Consider the following 23,451-nt stretch of genomic DNA (forward strand, 5'->3'; position numbering starts at 1 on the left):
CGAGGTCAGGCGCCGAGCGCGCGCGCCAATGCTACCCATTCGGCGACACTGACCGTCTCCGCGCGCCGCGTCGGCTCGATCCCCAGCGCCTCGGCCGCGGCAACCGCACCCTCGACGCCCTTCAGGCTCTGTCGCAGCATCTTGCGCCGCTGGCCGAATCCCTTTTCGGTGAGCTTCGACAGCAGTTTCGGGTTTACGCCTTCGGGCTGATCGGCCGGTGTCACATGGACGATCGCCGACATTACTTTCGGCGGCGGCGTGAAGGCCGAGCGATGGACTTTCATCGCGATCTTCGCGGTCGAGCGCCACTGTGCGAGCACTGCCAGCCGCCCATAGGCGTCGGTCCCGACGGGCGCGACGATGCGTTCGGCGACCTCGAGCTGGAACATCAGGGTCAGCGACAGCCAGCGCGGCGGCCAGGCCGCGGGCTCCAGCCAGCGCGTGAACAGCGCGGTGCCGACGTTATAGGGCAGGTTCGCGACGATATGATAAGGCGCGCCGCCGGTCAGCGCGTCGACATCGACCGCCATCGCGTCGTCGGCGATCACCGTCAGCTGCCGCGGAAATGCTTCGCCGAGTTCGGCGAGCAAAGGCAGGCAGCGGTCGTCGCGCTCGACCGCGATCACTTTCGCGCCGGCGCGCAGCAGCGCGCGCGTCAGCCCGCCGGGACCGGGGCCGACCTCGAACACCGTGGCGCCGTCGAGATTGCCCGGAATCGCCGCGATCCGATCGAGCAATTGTTCGTCGAACAGGAAATTCTGCCCCAGCGCCTTGCTCGCCTGCAGGCCGTGGGTGCGGACCGTCTCGCGCAGCGGCGGCAATTCGGGCGCTGGTCGGGCCGTCACTTCGCCGGCGCGTAGCTGCGCTCGCGTGACGTGGCGAGCTGGGCGGCCATCGCGATCGCCGCGATCGTCGGCCCCGGATCGGCGGTGCCGGTGCCCGCGATGTTGAACGCCGTACCATGGTCGGGCGAGGTGCGGATGATCGGCAGACCGAGGGTCAGATTGACGCCGTCGTGGAAATGCAGCGCCTTGAACGGGGTCAGTGCCTGATCATGATAGGCGCAGAGCAGCACGTCATATTGCGCACGAACCGCGGGTGCGAACAGACTGTCGGCGGCGAGCGGGCCGTCGACGATGATCCCTTCCGCGGCGAGCTGCGCGACCGCGGGCGCCATGATCCGCTCTTCTTCGCTGCCCAATTGGCCGCTCTCGCCCGCGTGCGGGTTGAGGCCGGCAAGCGCGATGCGCGGCGCGTCGATTCCGAAATCGCGGCGCAATCCGCGCGCGACGATCCGCGCCTTGGCGACGATCAATTCGGCGGTCAGCCGGTCGGGCACTTCGGACAGCGGGATATGCACGGTCAGCGGCACGACGCGCAGGCTTGGCCCCGCCAGCATCATCACGGCATTGGTCGCGGTGACGCCGCAGCGTTCGGCGATGAATTCGGTCTGCCCCGGATGCGTATAGCCGATGCCGTGCAGCGCATATTTGGAGACCGAACCCGTGACGAGCGCCGAACTCGCCTGGTTGCGGGTCAGCCCGATCCCAGTCTCGAGTGCATGGAGCGCGCAGGTTGCCCCCGCCGGGGTCGGCACGCCGGGGGTCAGCGGGCCGCTGTCCTCCAGATGCCAGACGGGCAGGGCATCGTCAAAGGCCCGCACCACCTCGTCCATGTCGCCGACGCGCGCGACCGGGCCGTCCCAGACGGCGGCGATCGCCGCCGCGTCGCCGACGGCGACAAAGGGGGGCAGGTTGTTTTCGCGGCGCGCGGCCCAGGCGCGGGCCGTGACTTCGGGGCCGACGCCGGCCGGGTCACCCATGGTGACCGCGATCGGACGTCGATTGCTGTAATCAGACATCAGCTATATTCGATCACGGCATCCCGGCGGAGGTCGCGCAGATAGCGCTGGGCCCGCTTGTTGACCTTGTCTTCCAGCAATTTCTGTTCGATCTGCTCGAGGTTCGGGGCGGTCGCGGTCTGCGGCATGTCGCGGCCGCAGAGCACGAGGACACTGACGCCTTCGTTCGCAGCGCCGAACGGCTGCGTCGTCTGGCCGATCTGCAGGCTGGCCAGCGTCGCTTGCAGCGGGGCCGGCAGCGCGCGCATCTCGATATTGTCGCGCGACACGACCGCGGCTCCCAGGCTCTGCGCCACCGCGTCGGCGGCACCGCAACCGGCGATACCGCGCGTCTTTTCGGCAAACTGGCTCGCCAGTTCAGAGGCTTTTGCCGCCGTGATGCCCGCCGGGAAATCGAGTGAAATCTGCTTGAGGCTGAGGATCGCGTCGCGCGGATCCGCGGTCAGCACCTGACGCCGGTCGATCATCAGCATGATCGAAACGCCGCCCGGAACCTCGATCGGGCCGACAAGCTGGCCGGGCTGCATCTGCGTTGCCGCCTCGCCCATCGATCCGGGCAACTGCCCACCCTTTACCCAACCCAGGTCGCCGCCGACGACGGCGGTCGATGCTTCCGAAAACTGGCGCGCATAGGCGGCGAAGCTGCCGCCCGCCTGCAACGCCTGGATGATCTTCTTCGCATTTTCGCCGACCGCGGCAGCGGTTTCGGGCGTCGACGACAGATAGATTTCGCCGAGGTGGAACTCGTCCTGCCCCTTGGTTCCGGTCATCTGATCGGCGACGATCTTGACCTCTTCGGTCGACACGTTGGTGGTCGACTGGATGTTGCGCGACAACAGGCGGTCCCAGGCGAATTCGCCGCGGATCTGCTGCTTCACCGCCGCCGCCGACGAGCCTTTCGTCGCGAGATAGGTCGAAAACTGGTCGGGCGTCTGTTTGAACCGCGTGGCAAGGCGGGCGAACTGATCGTTCACGACATTCTCGTCGATCGTGATCTCGGCCGCCTTGGCTTCCTGAATCTGCAATTTTTCGTCGATCAGGTTGCTGAACACCTGGCTGCGCAGCCGTTGGATTTCCTCGGGCGGCAGTTCGACATTGTTGTTGGCGATGCGGATCAGCGCCATGCGCTGCTCGATGTCGGTCGCGGTGATGATCTCGCCGTTCACGGTGGCCGAGGGGCGATAGACGTTCGGCTTTGCATCGCCGAAAAGCTGCACATTGCCCGGGATGTTGAGGCTGGTCGTCGGAACGTCACTGTCGGCAACGGTCTGGGCCAGCACGGGCGTAACGCCGACGGCGGCCAAGGCGATCAGGCCGGTCATGGTCGAAAATTTGGTCATCTTTACCCTATTCGAGAAAGTCCGACGCTCCGTATCAGCGGAAACGCCCGATGGTCCAGCGCAATCCGCCATTGGAGCCATTTGATGCCCGCAGTTACGCCGCACACGCTGAACCTAGGCTGAGCGAAGGGGAACCGCCGTTGGGCTTTAAGGAGACAAAGGATGCGCATGCGCGGTCCGATTCTGTCTCCTTTGTCGCTTTAAGCCGGGGAGCGTATGCCGACGAGGTCAGAGAACGGACCGGAGGTTGGCATAGCGGAATAATGTAGGAAAGGTGCATTTTGCGGGATGGGATGTCGGCATCGGGGTGGGAAGCGGACGTTGCTTTCCGTCATCCCGGGCTTGACCCGGGACCCGCCTTTTTCTTCAAGACAGGCAGGCCCCGGGTCAAGCCCGGGGTGACGTCGTTTGGGTTGGCAACGTCCACTTCTGGTCGTCAGCTGTCAGAACCCCAGATTACGGAACGCGATGCGGAACGAGAAGCTGTTGCCGCGCCGCGCGTCGCCGGTGTCGGCATAGTCGCGCCGCCAGGTCAGCGCGATCGACAGGCACTCGTCGTCATAGGCGACACCCAAACGGTGACGAATCGGTTCGAATCCGTCGGCGCTGCTCAGCGGATCGTCGGTCCGCTGCGTCAGATCGACGATCGCCGATCCGAAGACCGACCAGTTTTGCGCCACCGCGACGCGTCCGCCGACACGCGCTTCCTCGCGGTCCTGCAACTCTTCGCCGAGCAGCAAAATGTCGCGGTTGAGCCGCGAATAGCCGAGCACGGCATAGGTCGAGCGGCTGCCGATCGTCGCGTCGAATTCGTTGCGGCGGATCGCGAGGTTATCCTTGTCGAGCCGGTAGCGGTGGGTCAGACGCAGAAAATCGCGATAGGCAACCGTGGTGCGCCCGACGATGTCCGACGTCCGGTCGGTCAGCCCCGTGCCGTCGGGAAACAGGCTGGGCTTGTCCGACAGGCGATAACTCTGGCCGACGACGCTGCTGATGTTGAAGCCCGGCCGGCTGTAATTCCATTCGACGCCATAAGTGATGCGCGCGCCGTCCTCGAACCGGTCGTGGCCGTTGAAGCGGTTGATCGCGAACAAATTGCTGTCTTCGAGGTCGAAGGCGCGCGAATCCTCGTTCGGGATGTCGAGATTCTTGATCGGCGGGGTCGCGACGATCTGGACGCGCGGAGTCAGCGTCTGGGTGCCGCCCGCGAATTCGCCGACAAAGGGCCAGCGCATGTCGGCGGCGACCGCGGCGATTCCGCGCGCCTGCCAGCCCGATTTGCCGCGATAGCCGGGGATGGCGGTCAGCAGATTTTCGTCGCTGTGATACACGTCGCCGCGGACCAATGCGGTCAGCGTCACTTCCTGGCCCAGCCCCGTCAGCCCGCGCAAATTCCATTGCGCCCCGGCAAAGGCGCGTTGCGTATCCTGCCCCGCGGTGCGCCCGATCGCGAGTGTGTTGAGCTGCAGTTCGAACTGGCCGCCAAAGATCGGATCGTCGAGGCGCTGGCGATAGTCGATGATCGGCAATGCGATCGGCTGCTGGCCCTGTTCGTCGTTGCGGCGCAGCGTCTGTGTCGCCCAGCCGGCGATCGACAGATAGGAGTTGCCCCCGATCCGCTCGAGCTCGAAGGTCGAGCGCAGCCGGTCGTCGCGGCTGATGTCATAGCGGCGCATGAAGGTGCGGTCGGTCGCGATGCGGCCCGAATAGGTCAGGCTCCAGCGCGGATCGAACTGGAACTTGCCCGCGCTTTCCAGATAGCCGCGAAAGCGTTTTTCGCTGTCGGGGTCGTCGCCCGTCAGCGGGACGAGCGAGCCATAGGTCGCATAGCCGTTGATGCGGAACGAGCCGATGTCGGTCAGCGCGCGAAACTCGCCCTCGATCATCGGCGCCGCGCTGGTGTAGATATGCGGCGTGATCGTGACATCGCGGTCGGGTGCGAGGCGCAGATAATAGGGAACCGCGATTTCGAACCCGTTGCTGCGGTCGAGCCTGATTTCGGGCACCAGGATGCCGCTGCTCGCCTCGTTGTTGATCGAATGGCTGAGGCCGGGAAGCGGGATCAGCGGCAGGCCGAAAATCTCGACGCGCGCGCCCTTGTAGCGGACCTTGTTCTTCGCCCGGTCGTACATCACCTTTACGGCGCGAATCTGCCAGCTCGGGTTCTTGGGACAGCCTTCGTCGTCCTCGACCGGACAGGGCGTATAGGCGGCATTCTCCAGCTCGATATTGCCATTGTCGAACCGCGTGCCCCTGATCGCCGCCAGCCGCGATCCATTGTCGAGCACGACGAGCATGTTTTCGACTACCCCGTCGCGCAGCGTGTCGGTCAGCTCGATCTTGTCGCCATAGGCGGTGTCGCCTTCGGGGTTCTTGATGACGACATTGCCTTCGGCGAAGACCTGGCCCGTCTTGCGGTTCCAGGTGACCTTGTCGGAGCGCATCTCGATCGCTTCGCGGTTCATCTGGACATTGCCCTCGGCAATGACGACTTCGCTGTCGCTGTCGTAATTGAGGTTATCGGCGGCGAAACCGATCTGGTCTTCGGTCTCGACCGCGGGCGCATCGGTCGTCGTCGGGACGACGTCGGGGGTTTGCAGGTCGGGCTGCCCCGTCACCTCGGCCGACTGGGGCGATTCGTCGTTCGACTGGGCCAGCACGGGGCAAGCGGCCAAGGCCACGCCGCTCGCCGTCGCCAGCCAGAACGGCCGCGCACGCGCTGCCCGATGGAACAAAGCCCAGCTCATTTAATCCCTTTGTCCCGAACCCTATATCGACGTTTCCCGGCTTGGACCGGCAGCTTTGTTTTTGCAACTCGCAAGCGAAACCCCTATCGGTCCGCCACGTTCCAATCAATCACCGCATAAGAAAGTTAAGGCATGGACATTCAGTTTGTCGCGCAAATCGATGCGTCTGCCGACGTCGTCGCATTTCCGGTCCGCAAGGGCGAGGCCGGCCCACTCGGCGCATTGCTCGGCGCCGCGGCGGCGCAGGCGCGCTTCGAAGGCGCCGCGGGCGCGATTGCCGAGACCGCGGCGATCGACGGCGAACAGGCGAAGCGCCTGCTGCTTGTCGGCATCGGCGAGGGCAGCGAGCAAGACCTCGAGCGCGGCGGCGCGGCGCTGACGGCGAAACTGCAGACGAGCGGTGCGACCGCGGTCCATGTCGATTTCGCGAGCACGGGTCAGAGCGATACCGACGACGTCCTCGCCTTCGCGATGGGCGCGCGCTTGCGCAACTGGCGCCTCGACACCTATCGCACGCGCCTCGCCGATACGGCGAAGCCAAGCCTGAAGACGGTTACGATCGCGTCGCCCCACGGCGACCTGTCGGGCCGCTGGGCGGAAAATGAAGCGATTGCCGACGGCGTGGCGCTGACGCAGACGCTCGTCGCCGAGCCGCCGAACATCCTTTACCCGGAGACGTTCGTCGATCGCTGCCAGCATCTTGCCGACCTCGGCGTCGAAATCGAAGTGCTCGACGAGCGCCAGATGAAGGCGCTCGGCATGGGCGCGCTGCTCGGCGTTGCGCAGGGCTCGACGCGCCCGCCGCGGCTGCTCGCGATGCGCTGGAACGGCGGCAATCCGGGCGACGCGCCGGTGGTCTTCATTGGCAAGGGCGTCACCTTCGACACCGGCGGCATCAGCATCAAGCCCGCCGCGGGCATGGACATGATGAAGTGGGACATGGGCGGCGCGGGCGCGGTCGCGGGCGCGATCAAGGCGATCGCAGGCCGCAAGGCGAAGGCGAATGTCGTCGGCGTCGTCGGCCTCGTCGAGAACATGCCCGACGGCAATGCGATGCGTCCCGGCGACGTCGTCACCACCATGTCGGGGCAGACGGTCGAGGTGCTCAACACCGACGCCGAAGGCCGCCTTGTCCTCTGCGATGCGATTAGCTGGGCGCAGAGCGCCTATAATCCCAAGGTGATCGTCGACCTCGCGACCTTGACCGGCGCGATGGTGATTTCGCTCGGGCATGAATATGCGGGCATCTTCGCCAACGACGACACGCTTGCGGCCGACCTGCTGGCGGCGGGCGAGGCCAGCAACAACAAGCTGTGGCGCTTTCCGCTGTCACCCGCCTATGACAAGCTGATCGACAGCCCGATCGCCGACATGAAGAATATCGGCCCGCGCGAAGGCGGCTCGATCACCGCTGCGCAGTTCCTGAAGCGCTTCGTCGGCGAAGGCGTCGCATGGGCGCATCTCGACATCGCGGGCGTGGCGTGGGGTGACAAAGACGGTCCGGTGTGGGCGAAGGGCGCGACGGGTTACGGCGTGCGCCTGCTCGACCGCTACATCGCCGCCAACCACGAAGGCTGAGCAAGTCAGAAAGCAGAATAGGGGGCAGGGAGCATGGCGCGCGTCGACTTTTACCGGCTGACCCGCGACCCGGTCGAACGGGTGCTCCCGGCGCTTGCGACGCGCATATTGGCAAACGGCGACCGCCTGCTGGTGGTCGCCGCGTCCGCGATGCAGCGTCAGGCGATCGACGAGGCGCTGTGGACGCTCCAGCCCGCAAGCTTCCTGCCGCATGGTATGGCGGGGTCGTCCGATGAAGAGATCGAGCCGATCCTGATTTCGGGAACACTCGAAACCTCGCCGCCCAACCGCGCCAGCCACCTCGCGCTCGCCGACGGCGAATGGCGCGACGCGGCGCTGGGGTTCGAACGCACCTTCCTGCTCTTCGACAACAGCCGCATCGACGATGCCCGCGCGCTCTGGCGCACGCTCGCCGCCCGCGATGACGTCGACAACCGCTTCTGGAAACAGGACGAGAACGGCCGCTGGTCCGAAGGACCCTGACCGCTAGTCGTCCATCAAAATGACGTCCCAGCGATATTTCGCCGGGCTGTCGAGCTTCGCGATCGCCGTGTCGGCCAAGTCGCCCAACCCCTTGTAAAGCATGTCGTTCGCGTTGGTTTCAGCATCGTCGGCAAAATACATTTGCGAAACCAGCCGGTGGCTCTTGCCATGCACGTCGAAATGGATGTGCGGCGTCCGCCGTCCGATCGGCGAGTCATAGGCTGCGGGCTTGATCGTCGTGACCCGCCATTCGCCGCCCGCGCCCGTCGTCAGCCGGGCATAGCCCTGGAAATTCGGATCGAGCGGCGCGGTCGCAACATCGTTCGGATGCGCATAGCGCCCGACCGAATTCGCCTGCCACACCTCGATCGCCGCATTGCGGACGGGATTGCCATGGCGGTCGAGCACGCGCCCGCTGACCTCGATCACATTGCCCAGCGCGCGCGCACTATGCCCCTTGATCCATGTGAGGTCGGCATCATCCTCGGTGAGTCTTTCGATCGGGTAGAAGGGCCCAAGGTCCCCGGAAGCCGTAAGGCGCAACGTTGCTTCCGCCGCTTTCGCCCCGCTAGTCAGCGCTATAGACGCCATAAGCGCCGAACCCGCAAAGGCACGGCGCGTCACTCTCTCCAGTCCGTCGGTCATGAGATGGCCCCTCTCAAGCCGCGCCATAGCATGAATCGCGCTATTTCGCAGCGTCTTTGGACCCAGACGACCTTGCAGTGCAGCAAAAGCGCGGCTAGAGGCGCGCGCATCGCAGACCATAATAACACAGGAGCTTCCCCATGGCGGTCACTCGCACCTTTTCGATCATCAAGCCCGACGCCACCCGCCGCAACATCACCGGCGCCGTCACCAAGATGCTGGAAGACGCCGGCCTGCGCGTCGTCGCCTCGAAGCGCATCCACATGACCCGCGAACAGGCCGAAGGCTTCTATGCGGTCCACAAGGAACGCCCCTTCTTCGGCGAACTCGTCGACTTCATGATCAGCGGCCCCGTCGTCGTCCAGGTCCTCGAGGGCGAAAATGCCATGCAGGCGAACCGCGACATCATGGGCGCGACCAACCCGGAGAACGCCGAGCCCGGCACGATCCGCAAGGAACTGGCCGAAAGCATTGAAGCGAACACCGTCCACGGTTCGGACAGCGACGAGAATGCCGCGATCGAAATCGCCTATTTCTTCAAGCCCGAAGAAATCGTCGGCTGATCCCAGCGGGATAACGATAAAAAAGGCCGCCGGAGCGATCCGGCGGCCTTTTTCGTTCAGTCGAGCGTCGCCCGCGCCCATCGGAAATGCGCCAATTTCGTCTCCGGCGTCCGGCTCATCCGGGCCGCCGCGCGCAGCACGTCGACCGACGCCGGGCGGCATTCCTCGTCGAAACCGTCGAAGCGCACCAGTTCCTCGGGAGTGTCTTCGTCGGTCCCCGGGGCGTTCGGTTTATGGGTCCCGCACATCGCGACCCACAATTTGACCGAGCGCAGCTTGGTGCTGGCATCGACGGGTTTGTCGTCGAAAGCCGCGAAGAAATAGGCCGAGGGCCCGGGTGGATCGTCGCTCGATGCGGCGTCTCCGTCCGGATCGTCGAAGCGCACCTGGACGATGGCGATGTCGCCGCCGGTAATCAGGACCGATCCCGCCACCGGCTTCGTCGCGATACCCGTCTCACCGTCGCGCTCGAACCATTGCCCGTTCCGGTAAAGCGCCCAAGCGGCGCATTTCGGCCAAGTCGAGACTGGCTTCGCGACATCGACGGCGCACGGACTCGCGTCGTCTTCGATCTTTTCGGGCATCAGCCAGACGCCGTTTTCGAGCGGGGGCGCACCGACGGTATCGGCGTCGGTGAACATCGGTTTTTCGGAAACGGCCACGTCGCAGCCACCTAGTACGAGGATCAACAGCGCCGCGAAAAACCGCATCGTCAAAACTCCTCGGCTATCCCCATCAGTCCGGCCAGCTTCTTCGGTGCGACCGACAGCCAGCTTTTGCGCAGCCATTCGCCGATCGCGTCCCAGTCGGTCTCTCCCCGGTCAAGGCGGACGCCGAGCCAGCCGTCGCCGAAGTAGGCGGGGCGGTAATAGCGGTCTTCGTCGAGCTCGATCAGCATCGCCTGTTCCTCGGCGCCGCTGATCTTCACCAGGATCGCGATCTTGCCGTCGCCGTGATGATCCTCGGTGAAATAGGCGAATTTCTTGCCCTTCACGATGCCGAAACACGGCATGCCGTGCGAGATCACTTCGTCGGCTTCGGGCAATGCCAGCGCGAGTTCGCGCACGCGGCTGCGCAGATAGTCGGGCGACCGTTCGCGCATCACAAAGGCGGCGAGCGTGGCGGGATAAAGCTGGTGTTCGGCGAATTGCACCCGCCGCGTGAGCGTTTCGACCGTGTCGCCGGGCAGGATCGCGACCGGCGTCTGCGCGAGCACGGGCCCTTCGTCGACGCCGGGCGTCACGATATGGACGCTGCATCCACCGAATTTGTCGCCTGCCTCGATCGCCTGGCTATGCGTGTTCAGCCCCTTGTAGAGCGGCAGCAGGCTAGGGTGGATGTTGATCATCTTGCCCGCCCAGCGGCCGACAAAATCGTCGGACAGGATGCGCATATAGCCCGCAAGAGCGACAAACTCCGCGCCCGCCGCGCGCAACTGCTCGTCGACGAGTGCGTCGAACGCATCGCGGTTCATGCCCTTGTGCGACAGGCCCCAAGCGGAGATGCCTTCGGCCTCGGCAATCTTCAGCCCCGGCGCGTCGGGGTCGTTGCTGCCGACGAGCACCAGTTCATAGGGGCAGTCTTCGGCCTTCGCCGCATAGAGCAGCGCTGCCATATTGGTGCCGGCGCCCGAAATCAGGACGGCGACCCGCGCTTTAGCCATTATGCGTTGCCGACCAGGCGCTCATTGCACTCCACGTTTCGGTGCTGCCCGTCACGGTGCAGCCCTTTTCGCCGTCGGCGATATGGCCGATGCGGAACACGGTTTCGCCGGCCGTTTCAAGTGCGGTGGTAACGCTGTCAACATCGGCTTCCGCGACGACAACCGCCATGCCGATCCCGCAATTGAAGGTGCGCGCCATTTCCTCGGGTTCGATGTTTCCCTGCGCTTGCAGGAAGGCCATCAGCCGCGGCTGGTCCCACGCATCGGCATCGACATGCGCGTGCAGGGTCTTGGGCAGGATGCGCGGGATATTCTCGAGCAGCCCGCCGCCGGTGATATGTGCGAGCGCATGAATCTTGCCGCTCTTCACCAGCGGGAGCAGGCTCTTCACATAGATGCGCGTCGGCGCCATCAGCGCGTCGATCAGCAGGATCGTCTGGTCGAACAGAGCAGGGCGGTCGAGTTTCCAGCCCTTGTCGGCCGCGAGCCGGCGCACGAGCGAGAAGCCGTTCGAATGAACCCCCGACGAAGCGAGGCCCAGAATCACGTCGCCCGCCGCAAGTTTGTCGGCGGTCAGCACCTGATCGCGCTCGACCGCGCCGACACAGAAGCCCGCGAGGTCATAGTCGCCGTCCGAATACATGCCCGGCATTTCGGCGGTCTCGCCGCCGATCAGCGCGCATCCGGCCTGCTTGCATCCCTCGGCGATGCTGGCGACGACTTCGGTCGCGACGTCGTTGTCGAGCTTGCCGGTCGCATAATAGTCGAGGAAAAACAGCGGCTCGGCACCCTGCACGATCAGATCGTTGGCGCACATCGCGACCAGGTCGATCCCGACCCCGTCATGCTTGCCCGATTCGATGGCGAGTTTCAGCTTTGTGCCGACCCCGTCGTTCGCCGCGACGAGCAAAGGGTCGTTGAACCCCGCTGCCTTCAGGTCGAAAAAGCCGCCAAAGCCGCCGAGGTCAGCGTCGGCGCCGGGGCGGCGCGTCGCACGGGCGAGCGGGGCAATGGCACGGACCAGCGCGTTGCCGGTCTCGATCGATACGCCGGCCTGCGCATAAGTGTAGGAGCCGGGTTTGTTGTGCTTGGAATCCATGGCCAGCGCGACTAACGACTCTGGCCACGAAATGCCATGATTTCCTTGTCCGGCGCCAAGCTTTTGGGCAAAGCATAGAGAAGATATGATTTCGGCTGCTTTCCCCCGCTTCGCGCCCCGCCTGAACCTCGATGCCTTTCGCCCGCGCGACTGGCGCTGGGCCGCGCTTTTCGGCCTGTTCTTCGCGATTCTGCTCGTCGGCGTGGTCGAAGGGCAGATCAGCCGCGGCGATCGCGGTATCACCCCGATCAACAGCAGCGGCGATTTTCTCGCGAGCGGCATCATGGTCGACGTCACCGGCGACAATGCCGACGATGCGCGCACCAAGGGCTGGCGCGAGGCTCAGCGTCTCGGCTGGACGCAGCTTTATCGCAAATTGAACGGCAGCGACGGCCCCAAACTTGGCGATTCGGTGCTCGACGGTATCGTCACCGCGATCGTCGTCGAGGAAGAGCAGATCGGCGCGCGCCGCTATGTCGCGCGGCTCGGCGTCCAGTTCGACCGCGTGCGCGCGGGGCAGATTCTCGGCGTCAGCGGCCGCACGCTGCGTTCGCCGCCGCTGCTCGTCATTCCGGTCTATGCAATCGACGGCATCCCGCAGGTGTTCGAACAGCGTAGCGCCTGGCAGCGCGCGTGGGCCGAATATAATACGGGGCAGAGCGCGATCGACTATGTCCGCACCGCGGGCACCGGCGCCGATACGCTGCTGATCAACGCCGGGCAGACCGGGCGCCGTGGCCGCGTCTGGTGGCGCGTGATTCTCGATCAATATGGCGCCGCCGATGTGCTGACGCCGATCGCACGCGTCGAATATTCCTATCCCGGTGGCCCGATCAAAGGCTATTTCACCGCGCGCTTCGGCCCCGACAGCAAGCTGATCTCCAGCTTCACGATGACCGGTCCCAGCCCCGCGGCGCTGCCCGACATGATGGAAAAGGCGGTCGCGCGAATGGACCGCATCTATATCGACGCGCTGGCGTCGGGCGTGCTGCGCACCGATACCTATCTCGTGCTCGAAAAGCCCGTCGAACGGGAAGACCTGCCCGAAGAGGCCGCGACCGACGAGGATGTGCTGCCCAGCGAAACCGATGCCAGCGTGCCGACGACGGCGGCCGTCGGGGCGCAGAGCTTCACCGTTCAGTACAGCTCGCCCGACGTCGATTCGGTTACCGCGACCGAGCGTGCGGTGGCGGGTGCCGCTGGCGTCCAGTCGGCCTCGACCACCAGCCTTGCGCTCGGCGGCACCTCGGTGATGCGCGTCAGCTTCCGGGGTGACCTCGCCGCGCTCAAGGCCGCGCTCGCCGCGCGCGGATTCACCGTGCAGGAAGGCGGCGGCCAGCTCAGGATCAGCCGCTGATGGCGCGCGCCGCTTCCGGCCAGATCGCACTGCCGCTCGACTGGAGCGCCGGGGGCAGCAACGACGGTCCGCTGATCGTCGGCACCAGCAACGCGGATGCCGTGCGCTATCTGCGCCATGTCGCGACCTGGCCGGTGCGCACAGCGGTGCTCACCGGGCCGCCCGGATCGGGGCGCAGCCTGATGGGCCGGCTCTTTGCCAGCGACACTGGTGGCCGCGTGATCGACGGACATGGCAGCGTCAGCGAAGAAGACGTCTTTCACGCCTGGAATGCCGCGCAATCGAGCGGTTCGCCGTTGCTCATTATTGCGGGCGCGCCGCCCTCCGACTGGAACATTGCCCTGCCCGACCTCGCTTCGCGACTTTCCGCCGTGCCGGTGCTGACAATCGGCGAACCCGATGATTGCCTCGCGCGCGACCTGATCGAAGCGCTGTTCGCGCAGCGCGGCATGGCGCTCGCGCCCGGCGTCGCCTCCTATATCGTGCCGCGGATGGAGCGCAGCTATGCGATGATCCACCGCGTCGTCGCGGCGCTCGATGCGGCTTCGCTCGAACAGGGACGGCGCGTTGGCATCCGTCTCACGCGTGAAACATTACTGTCACAAGGGCTGATCGATCCCGATCTGCTCGAACGACAGGAGAGCACCCCATGACCCTGACCGGCCAGCCGCTCCGTGCTGACAATGACCCCGCGACGGCGCTGCCGCCGACCTTTGGCCCTGGACGTTTCTTCAACCGCGAACTCAGCTGGCTGGCGTTCAACCGCCGTGTGATGGAGGAAGCGCGCAACCCCGCGCATCCGCTGCTCGAACGGCTACGTTTCCTGTCGATTTCGGGCAGCAACCTCGACGAATTCTTCATGGTCCGCGTCGCGGGGCTGAAGGGTCAGCAGTTGCAGGGGATCGACGACCCTTCGGCCGACGGCCGCTCGCCGGGGCAGCAGCTTGCGGAGATCGAAGCCGAGGTGAACCGCCTCGTCGATCAGCAGCAGAGCGAATGGCAATTGCTCCACCGTCAACTCGGCGAACAGGGCATCGTTGTCCACGGCACGGGGTCGGACAAGGAAGCGCTGCGTACCGCGCTCCGCCAATATTTCATCGACCAGATCTTCCCGATCCTCACGCCGCAGGCGCTCGACCCGGCACATCCCTTTCCCTTCATCCCGAACCGCGGGCTGGGCGTGATCTTCGACCTGCAGCGCAAGGCGGACGGGGAGACGGTGCGCGAGCTGGTGATGATCCCCGCCGCGCTGCCGCGTTTCGTGCCGGTGCCGGGACAGCCGGGCGCGTTCGTGCCGATCGAATTTCTGATCGAGATTTTCGGCGGCCTGCTGTTCCCCGGTTTCACGATTCGCTCGCTCGGCGTGTTCCGGATCATCCGCGACAGCGATATCGAACTGGAAGAAGAGGCCGAGGATCTCGTCCGCTTGTTCCGCACCGCGATCCGCCGCCGCCGCCGTGGCCGCGTGATCCTGCTCGAACTCGAGGCCGACATGCCGGGCGAAATCGCCGCGGTGCTCAACGCCGATATTCAGGGGCATGAGGCGATTGTTGCCAAGATCGGTGGCTTCATCGGTCTCGCCGCGCTGTCGGCGCTCGTCGACGTCGATCGCCCCGATCTCAAATTCCCCGCTTACTCGGCGCGCTTTCCCGAACGCATACGCGAACATGGCGGCGATTGCTTCGCGGCGATCCGCAGCAAGGACATCCTTGTCCATCATCCGTATGAAAGCTTCGAGGTCGTGCTCGCTTTCCTGCGCCAGGCGGCGGCCGACCCCGACGTTGTCGCGATCAAGCAGACGCTCTATCGCGCCGGCGATCAGTCGCCGGTGATTCGCGCGCTGATCGAGGCCGCGGAAGCCGGCAAGTCGGTGACCGCGGTCGTCGAACTCAAGGCGCGCTTTGACGAGGAGCAGAATCTGCTCTGGGCGAACCAGCTCGAACGCGCCGGGGTGCAGGTCGTCTACGGCTTCATCGAGTGGAAGACGCACGCGAAGATTTCGATGGTCGTGCGCCGCGAAGGGCAGGGATATAAAACCTACTGTCACTTCGGCACCGGCAATTATCACCCGGTCACCGCACGCATCTACACCGATCTCAGCTTCTTCACCGCCGACCCGCGCGCGGGGCGCGATGCGGCGCAGCTGTTCAATTACATCACCGGCTATGTCGAACCCGAACGGCTCGACCTGATCACCATGTCGCCGCTCAACATGCGCGCGCATCTTTGCGACCTGATCGACGCCGAAACCGCCGCGGCGCGGGCGGGGCAGCCGTCGGGCGTCTGGGCCAAGATGAACAGCCTCGTCGATCCCGATATCATCGACAAACTTTATGAAGCGAGCGCGGCCGGCGTGCCGATCGAGCTGATCGTGCGCGGCATCTGCTGCCTGCGGCCGGGCGTGGCCGGCCTGTCCGAAACGATCCGCGTCAAGTCGGTCGTCGGCCGCTTTCTCGAACACAGCCGCGTCTGGGCGTTCGCGAACGGCGCCGCGCTGCCGCACCGGGGGGCAAAGCTCTACATCAGCAGCGCCGACTGGATGCCGCGCAACTTCGACCGCCGCGTCGAATATATGATCCCGATCGAAAACCCGACCGTCCACGACCAGATATTGGATCAGGTGCTCGTCGCCAACCTGATCGACAATGAACAAAGCTGGATCCTGCAACCCGACGGAACTTCGGTGCGCGTCACGCCGGGAGACAAGCCGTTTAACTTGCACCATTATTTCATGACGAACGCGTCACTCTCGGGTCGCGGAACGGCACTCCACAAGCGCCACGACGTTCCGACGCTCGCCTTCAACATGCGTGAAGATTGAAAAAATTGAGCCCCCAACGTTCCTCCAAGCAGGCGGTCCACCGATCCGCCGTGATCGACATTGGGTCCAACTCGGTCCGCATCGTTGTCTATGAAGGGCCGGCGCGTGCGCCTGCGGTGATCTTCAATGAAAAGGTCGCCGCGGGCCTCGGCCGCGGTCTGGCGGTCGACGGCCGCATCGCGCCCGAAGATGCCGAACGCGGCTTGGTCGCGCTTCGTCGCTACGCGCTGCTTGCAAAGCATATGGACGTGAAGGACGTGCAATGCGTTGCCACCGCCGCGGTGCGCGATGCGGTGAACGGTCCGGAGTTCATCAAGGCGGCGGCCGAGGCGGGGCTCCAGATCCGGCTGCTCTCCGGCGAGGAAGAAGCCGAAGCGGCGGGTTATGGCGTGCTCGCCGCGATCCCCGACGCACACGGTATCGCCGTCGATCTCGGCGGCGGCAGCCTGGAACTTGCAGAAGTGTCGAATGGCCGGGTCGGCCGCCGCGCCTCCTTCCCGCTCGGCGTGCTTCGCCTGCCGGCGCTACGCAAGGATGGCGATCAGGCGTTCGAGCGCGCGATCCGCAAGATGCTGCGCGCGGCGGGCTGGCCCGACGGGATGACCGGCCTGCCGCTCTACCTCGTAGGCGGCTCATGGCGCGCGCTCTCGCGTCTCGACCTCGAACTCACGCGCGATCCGCTCGCGGTGCTCGACCAGCATACGCTGCCGCGTAGTGCAATTCGCCGCCTGATCCGCGCTTCGAAGCGGCTGAGCTTCGAGGAATTGCGCGCGATCCCCGGCATGGCGTCGAACCGCGCCGCGGCCTTGCCCGATGCGGCGGCGCTACTCGCGGCGCTCGTCAACATTCTCGACGTACCCGAAATGACGGTGTCGTCGTCGGGGCTTCGTGAGGGACTGCTTTATCAGGCGCTCGATGCGCAGACGCGCGCGCAGGACCCGCTGATCGTCGCCGCCGAATTCGAGGGGCGACGCCTTGCGCGTTTCGCGCCGCACGGCCGCGCGATCGCCGAATGGATCGCGCCGCTGTTCGACGATGAAGCGCCCGCCGACAGCCGCGTCCGGCTCGCGGCGAGCCTGCTCAGCGATGTCGCCTGGTCGGCCAACCCCGATTTCCGCGCCGAACGCGGCACCGAGATCGGCCTGCACGGTAACTGGCGCAGCATCGATATTCCGGGGCGCATCCTGCTCGCGCGCGCGCTGTATGCGGGCTTTGGCGGCGCCGATGCCGAATTTCCTGCGATGGGGACACTGGTGTCGCCCGAACGGCTCGCGCGGGCGCGCCAATGGGGGCTCGCGATCCGCCTTGCGCAGCGCCTGACCGGCGGCGTCGAGGCGCCGCTGAAGGCGAGCGGCGTGGCGCTGGTCGATGGCAAGCTGAAGCTTTGCCTCGATGCCGGCTGGCATCATCTTGCGGGCGAATCGGTCGAGCGCCGCCTGCGCGTGCTGGCGCAGGCACTCGATGCGAAGCCCGAGCTGGTGTTGCTTTAGATTTCGGCCGCGGTTGCGGCGTCGATTTCGCTCATCAGCAGCTTGCCGTTCTTGACGGCAAAGCCCATCCGGCCTTCGACGAGGTCGAGCGCGGCATGGCCGAACACGTCGTAACGCCACCCCTGCATCATCTGGATGCCCTCGCGTGCGCCGGCGGCGAGCGCTTCGAGATCGTCGCTGCGCGCGATCAAACGCGCGGCGACATTGAGTTCGCGCGCACGGATTTTCAGCAGCAGCTTGAGCAGGTCGGCGACCAGCGTGCCTTCCTTGCCGAGCCCCGGGCCGCGCGGCGCGCGCTCGGGCATCTCGTCCTTCGACATCGGCTTGGCATTGGCGATCGCGTCCATCAATCGGCCGCCGATGTCGTTCGTGCGCCAGGTTGCCGACAGGCCCCGAACGCGGCCCAGCCCGTCCTGATCCTTCGGCGGGTGCGCGGCGAGGTCGGCCAGCGTCTCGTCCTTGACGATGCGGCCGCGCGGCAGATTCTTTTGCCGCGCCTCGCGTTCGCGCCAGGCGGCGAGCGATTGCAGGCGGCCGAGCACGTCGAGCTTGCGCGTCGGGACCTTGATACGCTGCCACGCCTTTTCGGGGTCGACGCTGTAGTTCGCAGGATCGGCGAGCTTTTCCATTTCCTCGTCGAGCCAGTGGCCGCGGCCGGTCTTGATCAGCTTGTCGAGCATCATCGGGAAAATCTTGGCCAGATGGGTCACGTCGCCGACCGCATAGTCGATCTGGCGCTTGTCGAGCGGGCGGCGGCTCCAGTCGGTAAAACGCGCACCCTTGTCGAGCTGCAGCCCGATCCACGCTTCGACCAGGTTCGAATATCCGACCTGTTCGGCCTGGCCGAGCGCCATCTGGCCGATCTGGGTGTCGAAGATCGGATGCGGCGTCTTGCCGGTCAGGTTGAAGATGATTTCGACATCCTGCCCGCCGGCGTGGAAGACTTTCAGCATGTCCTCATTATCGACGAGCAGGTCGAGCAGCGGCTTCAAATCCATGCCGGGCGCCATCGGATCGATCGCCGCGGCATGGTCGCGGTCGGCCACCTGGATCAGGCAAAGCTCTGGCCAGAAAGTGTTTTCACGCATGAATTCGGTATCGACCGCGATGAAATCGCTGTTCCGAATGAGGTCGCAGAATTCGACGAGCGCGGCGTTGGTTTCGATCAACGGATGGACTTGCATAGCGCGCCTATACAGCTAGTTGAGAGGAACGGGCAGGAAAAATTGCCCGTGCTCTTCGGGTCGCGGAGCCGGAACACCGGCTGGGGAAAAAGACGAAGGGATTTGGGGCATGATGTGGCTCGGTTGGGCGCTCGCTGCGCTCGGTTTTGCGTTGCTTTTCGGGCAATATGCTGCGGGGCAGGCAGACATCTTCGTGTCGATCGCCAATCCGCGACCGCTCGACGAAGAATCGATGGTGGTGACGCTGAAGGGCTGGGGTTTCGCCGCCCAGGCCGCGCAGCCGTTCGTGACGCCCGAATCCGACCACGGCCTGTGCGACGTTCGGCTGTTCGCGACGCGGCGCCAGATGCTCGTCGCGATCGCGACCTTCGGTTTCCTGCGGCCGGTCACCGTCGCTTGGCGCGCCCATGCGGGCATCCTGCCGCTGGGAGACGCCTGATGCCCATCGTCAGACTCGGCGACGAAGGCCGCTGGACTAATTATCACGGCACCGGCACCTGCGAGGCGGCGACGCGATTCGCCTTGCGCAGCGGTGACGCGGAGCGCGGACGCGACGAGATCGCGATCGCCGCGAAGTCGGTGCAGGACTGGCTTGCGCAGGCTGAAACGGCCAAGCGCCGCGTCCGCCCGCTCGGCGCGGGCTGGTCGCCGTCGAACGTCAATATCAGTTCGCAAAGCTGGCTGCTCCACACGCGCCGCTTCAACCGCTGCTTTCGCATCGGCACCGATGACGTCCGCCCCGGCATGGACGCGGGCGCCTTGATGCTCGTCGAAGCGGGGGCGCTCGTCGACGAGGTTTCGGACAAGTTCGAGGAACAGGGCCGTTCGCTGTGGACGAGCGGTGCCGGCAACGGACAGACCTTCGCGGGCGCGTGCGCCACGGGCACCCACGGATCGATGATCGCGCGGGGCGGCATCCAGGATCATATCCGCGCGCTCCAGATCGTCACTCCCGCCGGCATCCGCTGGATCGAGCCCGACGCGGGCGTGATGAGCGATGCCTTCATCGCCGCCACCGGTTCGACGGCGCTGCGCGACGACACTATATTTGCCGCGGCGCAGCTTCCCGTCGGCTCGCTCGGTATCGTGACTGCGCTCGTCGTCGACAGTGTGCCGAAATTCCTCGTCCGTCCGATCCAGAATTTGCGCAAGGTGGATCGGGCGGCGCTGGACTGGCTCGCCGCGGGCGATTTCCGCCGCTTCTCGGCCGCCTATGCGCTCGATCGCGATCCCGACTTTGTCCAGATGATCGTCAATCCCTATAAGCCCTTCAAGCGGCCGGCGATGCTGCGTTTCCTTTATCGCGAACCGTGGCGCGACGACTATCCCCGTGCGACGCCCGGCCAGCTCGGCGCGGGCTATGACGCGCTCAGCCTGCTCGGCCGGCTGCTCAACGATTATCCGTGGGCGCGCGGGCCGTTGCTTCAGTTCGCGATGAAGCAGGGCTATGCGAGCGGCCCCGATGTCGACGCGCCGCCGGTCTATGGCAGTTGGGGGGAGGGGCTCGATACGCACCGGCCGCTCGCCGACCTGTTCAATGCCTCGGTCACCATAGACCGCGCCGACCTCGCGCGCGCCTTTGAACGCATTTGCGCGGTTTATGCCAAGCACGGGGGCTCGACCGTCGTCACCATACGCTTCATGGAGCGCGCGCAGGGCCTGCTCGCGCCCGCGCGCTTTACGCACAATGCCGTGATCGATTTCGACGGCCCGCGGAGCCAGCGCACCGCCGACGCCTATGCCCGCGTCGTCGAATGCCTCGATGCAGAGGGGATCACCTTCACCCGCCACTGGGCGAAAAGCTGCCGGCTCGACGCGGCGCGTGTCGCTGCCGACTATGGCGAGGATTTCCGCCGCTGGCGCGCCGCGCAGGGCCGTCTGCTTACCGATCCGGCGCACCGCGCGCTGTTCGGTAGCGAGGTGCTCGACAACCTCGGGCTGACCCGTTGATTTGCGCCCTCCACCCTTGACAAATCGCTCGCCGCGCTGCCTTAGGCGCGGCCATATCGGTACGTTTGCGCGTGCCTTCCCGGACATGTGAAAGACCCAAGGAAAATGCACGCCTATCGTACCCATAATTGTGGCCAGCTCCGCGCCGAGGATGTCGGCCAGAATGTCCGTGTCTCGGGCTGGGTGCATCGCAAGCGCGATCATGGCGGGCTGCTCTTCGTCGACCTGCGCGACCATTATGGCCTGACCCAGATCGTCGCGGACTCGAGCGATGCGGCTTTCGCAACGCTCGACGGCCTGCGCGCCGAAAGCGTCGTGACGATCACCGGCGATGTTGTCGCGCGCTCGGCGGAAACGACGAACTCCAACCTGCCGACCGGCGCGATCGAAGTGCGCGCGCGTGACGTGTCCGTCCAGTCGGCGGCGATCGAGCTGCCGATGCCGGTCGCGGGCGAACAGGAATATCCCGAGGATATTCGCCTGAAATACCGTTTTCTCGACCTGCGCCGCGAACGCCTGCATGCCAACATCATGCTGCGTTCGAACGTCATCGCGTCGCTGCGCCGTCGCATGGTCGATCAGGGCTTCACCGAATTTCAGACCCCGATCCTGACCGCCTCGTCGCCGGAGGGCGCGCGCGACTATCTGGTGCCGAGCCGCGTTCATCCCGGCAAATTCTATGCGCTGCCGCAGGCGCCGCAGATGTTCAAGCAGCTGCTGATGGTCGCGGGCTTCGACCGCTATTTCCAGATCGCGCCCTGCTTCCGCGACGAAGACGCGCGCGCCGACCGTTCGCCCGGCGAATTCTACCAGCTCGACTTCGAAATGAGCTTTGTCACGCAGGACGACGTCTTCAACGCGATCGAACCCGTGCTCGCGGGCGTGTTCGAGGAGTATGCGAACGGCAAGTCGGTGACCCCGGCCGGTTCTTTCCCGCGTATCCCGTACCGCGAATCGATGCTGAAATACGGCAATGACAAGCCCGACCTGCGCAACCCGCTCATCATCGCCGATGTCTCGTCGCACTTCACCGGGTCGGGCTTTGGCCGTTTCGCCGACATCGTCGCCGCGGGCGATGTCGTGCGTGCAATCCCCGCGCCCGCCACCGCGGAGAAGAGCCGCAAATTCTTCGACGACATGAACAGCTGGGCGCAGGGCGAAGGCTTTGCCGGGCTCGGCTATGCAACGCGCAAGGGCGGCGAATGGGGCGGCCCGATCGCCAAGAACCACGGCGCCGACAAGATGGACGCGCTCGCCGCCGAACTCGGCACCGGTCCCGACGATGGCCTCTTCTTCGCCGCGGGCAAGGAAGCCATGGCGGCGAAGCTCGCCGGCCTCGCCCGCACCCGCGTCGCCGAACAGCTTGAGCTGATCGACCCCGGCAAGTTCGAAATGTGCTGGATCGTCGACTTCCCGATGTTCGAGGCCGACGAGGACACCGGCAAGATCGATTTCAGCCACAACCCGTTCAGCATGCCGCAGGGCGAGCTCGAAGCACTCGAAACCAAGGATCCGCTCGACATCCTCGCGTGGCAGTATGACATTGTCTGCAACGGCGTCGAACTATCGTCGGGTGCGATCCGCAACCATCGCCCCGACATCATGTACAAGGCGTTCGAAATCGCGGGCTACAGCCAGGCCGACGTCGATGCGAACTTCAGCGGCATGATCAACGCCTTCAAGTTCGGCGCACCGCCGCACGGCGGTTCGGCGCCCGGCGTCGACCGCATCGTGATGCTGCTCGCCGACGAGCCGAACATCCGCGAAGTCGTCGTCTTCCCGATGAACCAGAAGGCCGAGGATCTGATGATGAACGCCCCGGCGCCGGTCAGCGACAAGCAGCTCAAGGAACTTGGCATCCGTATCGTCGACGGTCCGAAGAGCTAAGGCGTGAGCGAACCCCGGGAGCACCGGCTGGAAACGCCGGAAGGCGATATTTGCTGGTTCGAATGGGGAACGCGGGGGCAGGGGCCTTCGCTGCTCCTGCTCCACGCCACGGGTTTTCACGCGCGCCTGTGGGGTCAGGTCGTTGCGGCGCTGCCCGCCGGCACCCACGTCATCGCGCCCGATCATCGCGGCCATGGGCGCAGCTTTCGCCCCGCGACGCTTGCCAACTGGGCGGCGACCGCCGACGCGCTATTGCCGCTGCTCGACGGGCTCGGCGGGCATCCGCTCATCGGCTGCGGCCACAGCATGGGCGCCTATATCCTGACCCGGCTCGCGTCGCAGCGGCCCGCCGGCTTCGGTCATCTGGTCCTCATCGATCCGGTGATCATGGACCCCGTCTTTTACGAAGGCGAGGCGGCCAAGCCGATCCCCGATCCCGCCGAGCATCCCGTCGCGCGCCGCCGCAATAGCTGGACGAGCGCCGAAGAGATGCGCGCGCGCTTTGCCGACCGGCCGCCCTATGCGAACTGGGACCCGCGCGTCCTCGCCGACTATTGCACCTATGGCCTACTTCCCGCCGCGGACGGCGAGGGGCTGGAGCTCGCCTGCCCCCCGTCGCTCGAAGCATCGGTCTATCAAAATGCGCTACGCACCAGCCCGCACGAGTGGCTGCACTATCTGGCCACGCCGTCGACGGTCATCCGCGCCCCGACCGGCGAGCGCGGCGGCCCGCTCGATTTTTCGCTGAGCCCGGCCTGGATCGGTCTCGGTGCGGCGCTCGGC

At 65.5% G+C, this 23,451-nt stretch carries 20 protein-coding genes; 11 read left to right on the forward strand and 9 right to left on the reverse strand.

Annotated elements, in window-relative coordinates; translation table 11 throughout:
- Window positions 1-5 precede the first annotated feature (5 nt).
- The 4 genes from rsmA to ACREBX_RS06070 all read right to left on the reverse strand — a co-directional run bounded on the left by rsmA (window position 6) and on the right by ACREBX_RS06070 (window position 5,948).
- Window positions 6-845, reverse strand: a complete 840-nt coding sequence (gene rsmA / locus ACREBX_RS06055; RefSeq protein ID WP_431560856.1) for a 16S rRNA (adenine(1518)-N(6)/adenine(1519)-N(6))-dimethyltransferase RsmA — start codon at window positions 843-845, stop codon at window positions 6-8.
- The gene (pdxA, locus tag ACREBX_RS06060) at window positions 842-1,861 is read right to left on the reverse strand and encodes a 4-hydroxythreonine-4-phosphate dehydrogenase PdxA (protein WP_431560857.1); all 1,020 of its coding nucleotides are present in this window, start codon (window positions 1,859-1,861) and stop codon (window positions 842-844) included. The genes rsmA and pdxA overlap by 4 nt, the downstream gene beginning before the upstream one ends.
- On the reverse strand, window positions 1,861-3,201 hold the full coding sequence (locus ACREBX_RS06065) for a peptidylprolyl isomerase (RefSeq protein WP_431560858.1): 1,341 nt from the start codon (window positions 3,199-3,201) through the stop codon (window positions 1,861-1,863). The genes pdxA and ACREBX_RS06065 overlap by 1 nt, the downstream gene beginning before the upstream one ends.
- A 443-nt stretch (window positions 3,202-3,644) precedes the next feature.
- On the reverse strand, window positions 3,645-5,948 hold the full coding sequence (locus tag ACREBX_RS06070; protein WP_431560859.1) for an LPS-assembly protein LptD: 2,304 nt from the start codon (window positions 5,946-5,948) through the stop codon (window positions 3,645-3,647).
- A gap of 132 nt (window positions 5,949-6,080) precedes the next feature.
- Here ACREBX_RS06070 and ACREBX_RS06075 point away from each other — a divergent pair, with 132 nt between their 5' ends.
- Window positions 6,081-7,526: a leucyl aminopeptidase gene (locus tag ACREBX_RS06075; RefSeq protein ID WP_431560860.1), complete on the forward strand. Its 1,446-nt coding sequence runs from the start codon at window positions 6,081-6,083 to the stop codon at window positions 7,524-7,526.
- Window positions 7,527-7,559: 33 nt separating this feature from the next.
- Window positions 7,560-8,009: a DNA polymerase III subunit chi gene (locus ACREBX_RS06080; protein WP_431560861.1), complete on the forward strand. Its 450-nt coding sequence runs from the start codon at window positions 7,560-7,562 to the stop codon at window positions 8,007-8,009.
- 3 nt (window positions 8,010-8,012) lie between these two features.
- Here the strand turns inward: ACREBX_RS06080 and ACREBX_RS06085 are convergent, their stop codons facing one another.
- Complete coding sequence (locus tag ACREBX_RS06085; protein WP_431560862.1) at window positions 8,013-8,654, reverse strand: hypothetical protein; 642 nt, start codon at window positions 8,652-8,654, stop codon at window positions 8,013-8,015.
- 140 nt (window positions 8,655-8,794) lie between these two features.
- Here ACREBX_RS06085 and ndk point away from each other — a divergent pair, with 140 nt between their 5' ends.
- A complete protein-coding gene (gene ndk / locus ACREBX_RS06090; protein ID WP_431560863.1) occupies window positions 8,795-9,217 on the forward strand; it encodes a nucleoside-diphosphate kinase in 423 nt (140 codons plus the stop codon).
- Between the two features lie 56 nt (window positions 9,218-9,273).
- Here the strand turns inward: ndk and ACREBX_RS06095 are convergent, their stop codons facing one another.
- Genes ACREBX_RS06095 through purM form a run of 3 tightly spaced genes read right to left on the reverse strand, consistent with a single transcriptional unit; the run spans window position 9,274 to window position 11,979 of the window.
- A complete protein-coding gene (locus tag ACREBX_RS06095; protein WP_431560864.1) occupies window positions 9,274-9,927 on the reverse strand; it encodes a hypothetical protein in 654 nt (217 codons plus the stop codon).
- 2 nt (window positions 9,928-9,929) lie between these two features.
- Window positions 9,930-10,880: a phosphoribosylglycinamide formyltransferase gene (purN, locus tag ACREBX_RS06100; protein WP_431560865.1), complete on the reverse strand. Its 951-nt coding sequence runs from the start codon at window positions 10,878-10,880 to the stop codon at window positions 9,930-9,932.
- The gene (gene purM, locus ACREBX_RS06105) at window positions 10,873-11,979 is read right to left on the reverse strand and encodes a phosphoribosylformylglycinamidine cyclo-ligase (RefSeq protein WP_431560866.1); all 1,107 of its coding nucleotides are present in this window, start codon (window positions 11,977-11,979) and stop codon (window positions 10,873-10,875) included. The genes purN and purM overlap by 8 nt, the downstream gene beginning before the upstream one ends.
- 85 nt (window positions 11,980-12,064) lie before the next feature.
- On the opposite strand from purM, the gene ACREBX_RS06110 reads away from it, so the two are divergent.
- The 4 genes from ACREBX_RS06110 to ACREBX_RS06125 are packed head-to-tail and all read left to right on the forward strand — an operon-like array spanning window position 12,065 to window position 17,647.
- The gene (locus ACREBX_RS06110; protein ID WP_431560867.1) at window positions 12,065-13,336 is read left to right on the forward strand and encodes a heavy-metal-associated domain-containing protein; all 1,272 of its coding nucleotides are present in this window, start codon (window positions 12,065-12,067) and stop codon (window positions 13,334-13,336) included.
- The gene (locus ACREBX_RS06115; RefSeq protein WP_431560868.1) at window positions 13,336-13,989 is read left to right on the forward strand and encodes an HdaA/DnaA family protein; all 654 of its coding nucleotides are present in this window, start codon (window positions 13,336-13,338) and stop codon (window positions 13,987-13,989) included. The genes ACREBX_RS06110 and ACREBX_RS06115 overlap by 1 nt, the downstream gene beginning before the upstream one ends.
- Window positions 13,986-16,157 (forward strand): RNA degradosome polyphosphate kinase, encoded by a 2,172-nt coding sequence (locus ACREBX_RS06120; RefSeq protein ID WP_431560869.1) that lies wholly within the window; start codon window positions 13,986-13,988, stop codon window positions 16,155-16,157. The genes ACREBX_RS06115 and ACREBX_RS06120 overlap by 4 nt, the downstream gene beginning before the upstream one ends.
- A 50-nt stretch (window positions 16,158-16,207) precedes the next feature.
- Window positions 16,208-17,647, forward strand: coding sequence for a Ppx/GppA family phosphatase (locus ACREBX_RS06125; RefSeq protein ID WP_431560870.1), 1,440 nt, complete (start codon window positions 16,208-16,210; stop codon window positions 17,645-17,647).
- Here ACREBX_RS06125 and rnd read toward each other — a convergent pair.
- Window positions 17,644-18,831, reverse strand: a complete 1,188-nt coding sequence (gene rnd / locus ACREBX_RS06130) for a ribonuclease D (RefSeq protein ID WP_431560871.1) — start codon at window positions 18,829-18,831, stop codon at window positions 17,644-17,646. The genes ACREBX_RS06125 and rnd overlap by 4 nt on opposite strands.
- 109 nt (window positions 18,832-18,940) lie before the next feature.
- Between rnd and ACREBX_RS06135 the strand changes: the two genes are divergently transcribed.
- From ACREBX_RS06135 to ACREBX_RS06150, 4 genes are all read left to right on the forward strand, one after another.
- Window positions 18,941-19,270, forward strand: coding sequence for a hypothetical protein (locus ACREBX_RS06135; protein ID WP_431560872.1), 330 nt, complete (start codon window positions 18,941-18,943; stop codon window positions 19,268-19,270).
- On the forward strand, window positions 19,270-20,781 hold the full coding sequence (locus ACREBX_RS06140; RefSeq protein WP_431560873.1) for an FAD-binding protein: 1,512 nt from the start codon (window positions 19,270-19,272) through the stop codon (window positions 20,779-20,781). Before ACREBX_RS06135 ends, ACREBX_RS06140 begins: the two co-directional genes overlap by 1 nt.
- Before the next feature lie 105 nt (window positions 20,782-20,886).
- A complete protein-coding gene (gene aspS, locus ACREBX_RS06145; protein ID WP_431560874.1) occupies window positions 20,887-22,668 on the forward strand; it encodes an aspartate--tRNA ligase in 1,782 nt (593 codons plus the stop codon).
- Window positions 22,669-22,671: 3 nt separating this feature from the next.
- A partial coding sequence (locus ACREBX_RS06150; RefSeq protein WP_431560875.1) for an alpha/beta fold hydrolase occupies window positions 22,672-23,451 on the forward strand: 780 nt, incomplete at its 3' end.

Origin of the sequence: Sphingopyxis sp. (assembly GCF_050725655.1) — a bacterium.
Classification (GTDB): Bacteria; Pseudomonadota; Alphaproteobacteria; order Sphingomonadales; family Sphingomonadaceae; genus Sphingopyxis.